Annotated in this window: 7 protein-coding genes; 4 read left to right on the top strand and 3 right to left on the bottom strand. The window is 70.9% G+C overall.

Going from position 1 to position 7,241, the window contains the following annotated elements; genetic code table 11:
* Nucleotides 1-138 precede the first annotated feature (138 nt).
* Nucleotides 139-420 (bottom strand): SCO4848 family membrane protein, encoded by a 282-nt coding sequence (locus FHX31_RS31175; RefSeq protein ID WP_013289083.1) that lies wholly within the window; start codon nucleotides 418-420, stop codon nucleotides 139-141.
* A gap of 121 nt (nucleotides 421-541) precedes the next feature.
* Between FHX31_RS31175 and FHX31_RS31170 the strand changes: the two genes are divergently transcribed.
* From FHX31_RS31170 to FHX31_RS31155, 4 genes are all read left to right on the top strand, one after another.
* Nucleotides 542-985 (top strand): PRC-barrel domain-containing protein, encoded by a 444-nt coding sequence (locus FHX31_RS31170; protein WP_184977646.1) that lies wholly within the window; start codon nucleotides 542-544, stop codon nucleotides 983-985.
* A 270-nt stretch (nucleotides 986-1,255) separates the two neighbouring features.
* On the top strand, nucleotides 1,256-2,314 hold the full coding sequence (gene trpS, locus FHX31_RS31165) for a tryptophan--tRNA ligase (RefSeq protein ID WP_013289085.1): 1,059 nt from the start codon (nucleotides 1,256-1,258) through the stop codon (nucleotides 2,312-2,314).
* A 271-nt stretch (nucleotides 2,315-2,585) separates the two neighbouring features.
* Complete coding sequence (gene argS, locus FHX31_RS31160; RefSeq protein ID WP_184977645.1) at nucleotides 2,586-4,304, top strand: arginine--tRNA ligase; 1,719 nt, start codon at nucleotides 2,586-2,588, stop codon at nucleotides 4,302-4,304.
* 70 nt (nucleotides 4,305-4,374) lie between these two features.
* Nucleotides 4,375-4,896, top strand: coding sequence for an alpha/beta hydrolase (locus FHX31_RS31155; protein ID WP_184977644.1), 522 nt, complete (start codon nucleotides 4,375-4,377; stop codon nucleotides 4,894-4,896).
* 145 nt (nucleotides 4,897-5,041) lie between these two features.
* Here FHX31_RS31155 and FHX31_RS31150 read toward each other — a convergent pair whose 3' ends face one another.
* Together FHX31_RS31150 and FHX31_RS31145 are read right to left on the bottom strand one after the other, a co-directional pair.
* Complete coding sequence (locus FHX31_RS31150; RefSeq protein ID WP_013289088.1) at nucleotides 5,042-5,335, bottom strand: DUF4287 domain-containing protein; 294 nt, start codon at nucleotides 5,333-5,335, stop codon at nucleotides 5,042-5,044.
* 182 nt (nucleotides 5,336-5,517) lie between these two features.
* A complete protein-coding gene (locus FHX31_RS31145; RefSeq protein WP_184977643.1) occupies nucleotides 5,518-7,059 on the bottom strand; it encodes a non-reducing end alpha-L-arabinofuranosidase family hydrolase in 1,542 nt (513 codons plus the stop codon).
* Between the last annotated feature and the right edge of the window lie 182 nt (nucleotides 7,060-7,241).

Raw genomic sequence — 7,241 nt, 5'->3', positions numbered from 1 at the left:
GGCAGAGAGAAAGTTACGCGTCTGCGGGTTTGAACGTCAAATCGAGGGGTAGCGGCGCGCGTCACACCCGTCCACAAACGCCCGCGATCAAGGAGTTCGCGTCACGAACGGCGTCCCCCGCGGACACAAACTCCTTGATCACCGGGGCGACGGCGGGGCGGAGGGCGAGGAGGGAGACGGGCGGCGGGCGGCCCGGTAGGCGCGGATGCCCAGGACTCCCACAGTCGTGCCGATGGCCAGGGAGGCGGCGATCAGCAGGGCGTGCACCCAGAGGAAGCCGGTCGGGCTGCCCTCGCCGACGACGCCGGCCGACCAGGCGCGCTCGTCGTTCCAGATGGCGACCGCGAACCTCGGCCAGATCGCCCACGTCCAGACGCCGACGGCGACCAGGAACAGCGACCAACCACGTGACAGGACCATGGTCGGCCAGTATGCCAGCGCGCCGTCCGCCCAGGTCAGGCCAGCGGTGGGCGCAGCAGGCGTTTCCGCTCCCGCCGCCGGGGCACTGTTCTGTCGAGCCGATTCGACGGAGGTGCCACCGATGCAGCCGTTCAACCCGTGGACCTGGCGGGATCCGTCCGCCCTGGCCGGAGGGTACGACCAGACCCGGCCCGGAGACGTGCCGGTACAGCGCGCCGGCGAGGCGGACGACGGCCTGGACGCCCCCGGCCCGGGTACGCCGATCGACCTCACCGGCTACCGGGTGGAGGCGACGGACGGGCGGATCGGCTCTGTCGACGAGGCGAACGAGGACGCGGACGCGCGGTACCTGGTGGTGGACACCGGTCCGTGGATCTTCGGCAAGAAGGTGCTGCTGCCGGCCGGCACGGTGGCGCAGGTCGACCACCTGGAGCGCGTCGTGCACGTGGACCGCACCCGGGAGCAGGTGAAGGAGTCGCCGGCGTTCGACAGGGACCACTTCGCGCACCCCGAGTACCGGGATCGGGTCGGCAGCTACTACACGGAGAGCTATCGACAGCAGTAAGCGCGGCAGGAGGCAGCGGCGCAGGCCGGTGAACGGTTACCGTGTCAGTCATGGTCCGGCCGCGCAGCTGCCTCCCGGAGACCCGCAGCGGTCTCCCGGGCCACGCTGTCGACGGCCGGGAGCAGATCCTCGACGTATTACGTGCCGGCGGACTCCGTTTCCGCGCCGGCGGGCGATGGCGGCGCTCGTTCTGACGAGCCCGCTCCACCGACCTGGGTGACACCCGGGTCGCGTCTCCCCGCCAGCGAACGGCACGAAAGGCGTACGACCATGTCCTCTGCACGCATGCTCACCGGTGACCGCCCGACCGGGCGGCTGCACCTCGGCCACTACGTGGGCAGCATCGCCAACCGGGTGCGGCTGCACCAGCGCTACGAGAGCTTCTTCATCATCGCCGACCTGCACATGCTCACCACCCGCAACAGCCGCGCGGACATCGAGCAGGTCGCCCACAACGCCCGCGAGATGGTCACCGACATCCTCGCCGCCGGGGTGGAGCCGGAACGGGCGACGTTCTACCTCCAGTCCGCGATCCCCGAGGTCGGCGACCTGAACACGCTGTTCCAGAACCTCATCACTGTGCCCCGGCTGGAACGGGTGCCGTCGTTGAAGGAGATGACCCGGGACGCCGGCAAGGACGAGATGCCGTACGGCCTGCTCGGCTACCCGGTGCTCCAGGCCGCCGACATCCTCTGCGTCAAGGGCCAGGTCGTGCCGGTCGGAAAGGACAACGCCGCGCACGTCGAGGTGACCCGGGAGATCGCCCGCCGGTTCAACCACCTCTACGGCGAGGTCTTCCCGGTGCCCGACATGCTCATGTCGGAGACGCCCACGCTGGTCGGGACGGACGGCGCCGGGAAGATGAGCAAGAGCAAGGGGAACGCGATCGCGCTCTCCGACGACGCGGCGACGGTGCGCCGCAAGGTGATGGGGATGTACACCGACCCGAATCGGGTCCGCGCCGACGTGCCCGGCACCGTCGAGGGGAACCCGGTCTTCGAGTACCACGACATCTTCAATCCGGACCGGGCGCAGGTGGCCGACCTCAAGGCCCGCTACCGGGCCGGCCGGGTCGGTGATGTGGAGGTCAAGGAGGCGCTGGCGACGGCGCTCAACCGGTTCCTGGACCCGATCCGGGAGCGCCGGGCCCGCTTCGAGGCGCAGCCCGGCCTGGTCGACGAGCTGATCGTCACCGGCACTGAGCGGACCCGCGAGCAGGTGCGCCGCACGCTCGTCGAGGTCCGCCGGGCGATGGGCCTGAGCAGCGCGTACACCCAGGTGCGGCGCCGGGCCGAGCGCTACCGCAAGGCCGTCGCCACCTCGGCCTGACCGCGAGCCGGTCCGGGGTACGCGCTTGCGCCGACCCCGGACCGGCCGGTTACGCTGCCGACATGGCCAGCTCGCACGCGTACCCGATGACGTCCTCCGACGTCCGGCTCGGCGCGCTGCGACGCCGGCGGTCCCGCGACCGCCTGCGCTGAGCCTTCCCCTCCTGCGACCGGCGGATCGAGCCGCCGGTCGTCATCGATCGTCCTCGCTCCGCCGTCGCGTTCCCGTCAGGTGATCCGCGCGGCGGATCCACAGCGAGATCGGCGTACTCATGGATCTTGAAAGGTTGCTCACCGACCGGCTGGCGCCGGCATTCGCGGCGGTGGCCGGCGTGCCGGTGGACCCGGCCGTGCGGCGCTCGCAGCACGCGGACTTCCAGTCCGACGCGGCGTTGGGCCTGGCCCGGCGGCTCGGCCGGCCGCCGCGGGAGATCGCCGCGGAGGTACGGGAGCGCGCCGCGCTGGCCGACGTCTGCGCGGCGGTCGAGGTGTCCGGTCCGGGTTTCCTGAACCTGACGGTGGCCGGGCACGCGCTCGGCGGGCTGGTGTCCGCGCTGGCCGCCGCCCCGCGGCTCGGCGTGCCAGTGGTGGTCGAGCCGGAGACGGTGGTGGTCGACTACTCGGGGCCGAACGTGGCGAAGGAGATGCACGTCGGGCACCTGCGGTCGACTGTGATCGGGGACGCGGCGGCGCGGACGCTGGAGTGGCTCGGGCACCGGGTGCTGCGCGCCAACCACCTCGGTGACTGGGGCACACCGTTCGGCATGCTGATCGAGCACCTGCTCGACCTGGGCGAGGCCGGGGCGGCGCAGGAGCTGTCAATGGGTGACCTGGACGGGTTCTACAAGGCGGCGCGGGCGAAGTTCGACGACGACGAGGCGTTCCGGGAGCGGTCGCGGCAGCGGGTGGTGGCGTTGCAGGGCGGTGACCCGGCGACGCTGCGGCTGTGGCGGTTGCTGGTGACGCAGTCGGAGGGCTACTTCCTGACCGTGTACGACCTGCTCGACGTGACCCTGACCGGCGACGACTTCCGGGGCGAGAGCAGCTACCACGACCAGCTCGCGCCGACTGTCGAGGAGCTGGACCGGCTCGGGCTGCTGCGGCGCAGCGACGGCGCGGACTGCGTGTTCCCTCCCGGTTCGGTGGGCCGTGACGGCGAGCCGTTGCCGCTGATCGTGCGCAAGTCCGACGGCGGGTACGGCTACCCGGCCACGGATCTGGCCGCGCTGCGGCACCGGACCGGCGCGCTCGGCGCGACCCGGCTGCTCTACGTGGTCGGGCTTCCGCAGCGGCGGCACTTCGACATGGTGTTCGCGGTCGCCGCGCAGGCCGGCTGGCTCACCGCACCGGCGCGGGCCGAGCACGTCGGGTTCGGCTCGATCCTCGGCCCGGACGGGCGGATGCTGCGCAGCCGGGCCGGCGGGTCGGTGAAGCTGGCCGGGCTGCTCACCGAGGCGGTCCAGCGGGCCACCGCGCTGGCCCGGGAGCGCAATCCGGAGCTGGGCGAGTCGGAGGCCGCCGAGGTGGGGCGCGCGGTGGGCGTCGGCGCGATCAAGTACGCCGACCTGTCCGGGGACCGGCACAAGGACTACGTGCTGGACTGGGAGCGGATGCTGTCGCTGGACGGGAACACCGCGCCGTACCTCCAGTACGCGTACTCCCGGGTCAGGTCGATCTTCCGGCGGGCCGGCGCGGCGGCGCGGCCGGACGCGGAGGTCTCGCTCGCCGAGCCGGCCGAGCGGGCGCTCGCCATGGAGCTGGTCGGCTTCGCCGCGGTGGTCGAGGAGGTGGCGGGCGGGTTGGAGTTCCACCGGCTGACCGCCTACCTGCACCGGCTGGCGGTCGCGTTCAGCGCGTTCTACGAGCGCTGCCCGGTGCTGCGGGCCGAGGGGCCGGTGCGGGAGAGCCGGCTCGTGTTGTGCGACCTGACCGGGCGGGTGCTGCGGCAGGGCCTGGACCTGCTCGGCATCCGTACCCCGGAACGGCTGTGAGGCCGAGGGGTCACCGGCAATCCATGCAGCGGCTAGCGTGACGCATCGATCGAACGCAAGGGAGGCGACCATGGCGGATCGGCGCGCGGTACTCGCACCGGGACGGGGCTACGACACCCGGGGCCCGCTCTTCGTCTACATCGGGGAGGCGCTGCGCCGGCTCGGTTTCGAGGTGCACGAGGTGACCTGGCGGTCGCTGGGCGAGCTGCGGCTCGACAGCGCGCCGGAGTGGGTCGCCGAGCAGCTGGATCCGGTTCTCGACGCCGGGGTGGATCTGCTCGTGGGCAAGTCGCTCGGCAGTTTCGCCGCGCCGCTCGCCGCCGACCGGGGCATCCCGGCGGTGTGGCTGACGCCGCTGCTGACCGACCCCGCGGTACGGGAGCCGCTGGGCCGGGCCACCGCGCCGTTCCTGCTGGCCGGCGGCACCGGCGACCGGTTCTGGGACGGTGCGGTGGCGCGCCGGCTGACCCCGTACGTGGTGGAGGTCGCCGACGCCGACCACTCGATGATGGTGCCCGGGCCGCTGGCGACCTCGGCCGAGGCGCTCGGGCGGGTCTGCACGGCGGTGGAGGAGTTCGCCGCCGGCCGCTGACGGGTCAGCGGCGACTCCGCCGCGTCCACACCACCGCCACCACTGCCGCGATGAGCGGCAGCAGGCAGCAGAGCGTCAGGACGAACAGGTGCCACGGCTTGATCGCTCCCATGGGGCGAACGATAGGCGTCGCTGTCCACAGCCGCTACGCGGAGGCTCGGGCGGCCTTGCCGTCCAGCCACAGCGTGTCGCTGTCGTCGCGGTGGGAGCCGGTGGAGCCGACGTGCTTGGCGCTGATCCTCGGCCCGTTCTTGATCACGTGAATCAGAGCCATCGCGTGTCCTCGGCCGAGGCCGTACTCGTCCTTCAGCCAGGCCACGATCACGCCCGCCTTGACGTCGGCCGCGTCGTAGCCGCGCTCCTTGGCCTCGTCGACCAGGACGCGCGGGGTCTTGCCGGTCTTGTCCTCGATCGCGTCGAGGTACGCCTGGAAGGACATCTGCCCAACCCTTCGCTCGGGAGGTGGTGACGACCTCCACACTCCCGGGCGGGACGGTGCCGATCAACGACTGACCGGGCCACCGTCGTTGCCTCCAGGGCAACGATCGCCGTCGGGCGAGAGGCCGGAGAGCCCGGCCCGCGTGGTCGCGGGCCGGGCTCTCCAGATCTCGGGGTACGCGCTCAGCGCTGGAGGGTGAGTAGTCCGGGTCGGTAGGGCAGGAGGCCGTAGTCGCCGCCGGAGTTGGGGGAGCGGCCTTGGTAGAGCAGTTGGAGGTTGCAGGGGTCGACGGTGAAGGTCTGGTCGGCGGTGGTGCGGATGAGTTCGCCGTGGCTGATGTCGTTGGTCCAGGTGGCGCCGCTGTTGGCCTTGCCGGCGAACGGGTTGGACTCGGTGGCGGCCTGCGGGGTCCAGGATCCGTTGAGGCTGGTGGCGGTGAAGGAGCGGAAGTAGCGGCCCTGGGAGCCGATCGCCTCGACGATCATCAGGTAGCGGGTCTGGCCCTGGAGCTTGTAGACCTGTACGGCTTCGAACAGGTTGTTCGTCGAGTCCGACATGATGGTGGTGTAGGTGGAGCCGAAGCTGCCGGGGAAGTTCCCGATCGGCATGCTGGAGCGGTAGATCTTGCCGTTGTCACCGGCGAAGAACAGGTACATGTTCTGGTCGTCGGCGATCAGGGTCTGGTCGATCGGGCCGGTGCCGGAACCGGAGATGCTGCCGGTGAACAGCGGCTGCACCGACGACCACCCGTTCGGGTTGGTCGGGTTGGTCGAGGTGCGGTAGGAGAACGCGGTCGGTCCCCACTGGTAGGCCAGCACCCAGATGTTGCGCGGCGCGAAGTAGAACAACGTCGGCGCCACAGTGCCCGACGACATCGCGTTCTGGCTGGCCGAGGCCATCTGCGACCAGTTCGAGAACAGGCCGAAGTTCATCGACCCCCACGACGAGCCGGTGTCGTGCGTCGTCGCGTACACCAGATGCTGCCCGTTGTACGGCACCACAGTGAAGTCCTTCAACGACACCCAGCCCGAGCGCGGCTGCGCCAGAGCACCGGTCGAGGACCACCGGTACGACGACGGCAGGTTGCACGTACCACCCGGAGGCGGCGTCGTCGGAGGCGGCGTGGTGGGGTTGCCGCCGCCACCGTCCACCCGTACGAGCTGCCACTGCTGGTTGGCGCCGTTCCAGTCGTCGTACTGGACGATGTTTCCGCCGTCGGCGGTCGAGGCGCCCTGCACCTCCACCACCTTGTTGCTGTGGCGGCTGATCAGCCGGACGTAGCCGCTGTCGGAGTCGGCCAGCCGGAACTGCTGGTTGGTCCCGTTGAGGTCGGACCACTGCACGATGCTGCCGCCGTTTGCTGTCGACCAGTTGTAGACGTCGAGCACCTTGCCGGACAGCCGGGACTTCAGCCGGTAGTAGCCGCCGCCGGAGTCGACGAACTGCCACTGCTGCTGGTTGCCGTTGTTGCGCGACCACTGCACGATCCGCGCGCCGTCGTTGGTGGCCAGGTTGTAGACGTCGAGCGCCTTGCCGCTGTTGCGGTTCACAAGGACGTACCAGGCGTTCGTGTCGACGCTCGCGGCGGCGGCGGGCGCGGACACGACCGCCACGGCGCCGGCGCCGACGAGTACCGCGGCCGCACCCGTCGCGACGACGCGCGGCAGCCATCCGCGCCGTCGTGGCGGCGACACAGTCGATGGGGACCTACCGAAAGCGAACATGTTCCTCCTTCAGATCAGACATGTTGTGAGCGCTCACAATTCGTCGAAGCGCACTGATCCCACACCCGGCCTGCCACGTGGCCATCCGCGCCCGCCCGGTGAGCCGCCGAAGGCGCCGCCCTGTGCCATCGACTGTGAGCGATAACACGTCGTTCGTCAAGTCGTAACAGTCGATGGACGAC

The sequence above is a fragment of the Micromonospora sp. CNZ286 genome, assembly GCF_014207755.1.
This window is presented reverse-complemented; position numbering and strand designations above follow the sequence as displayed.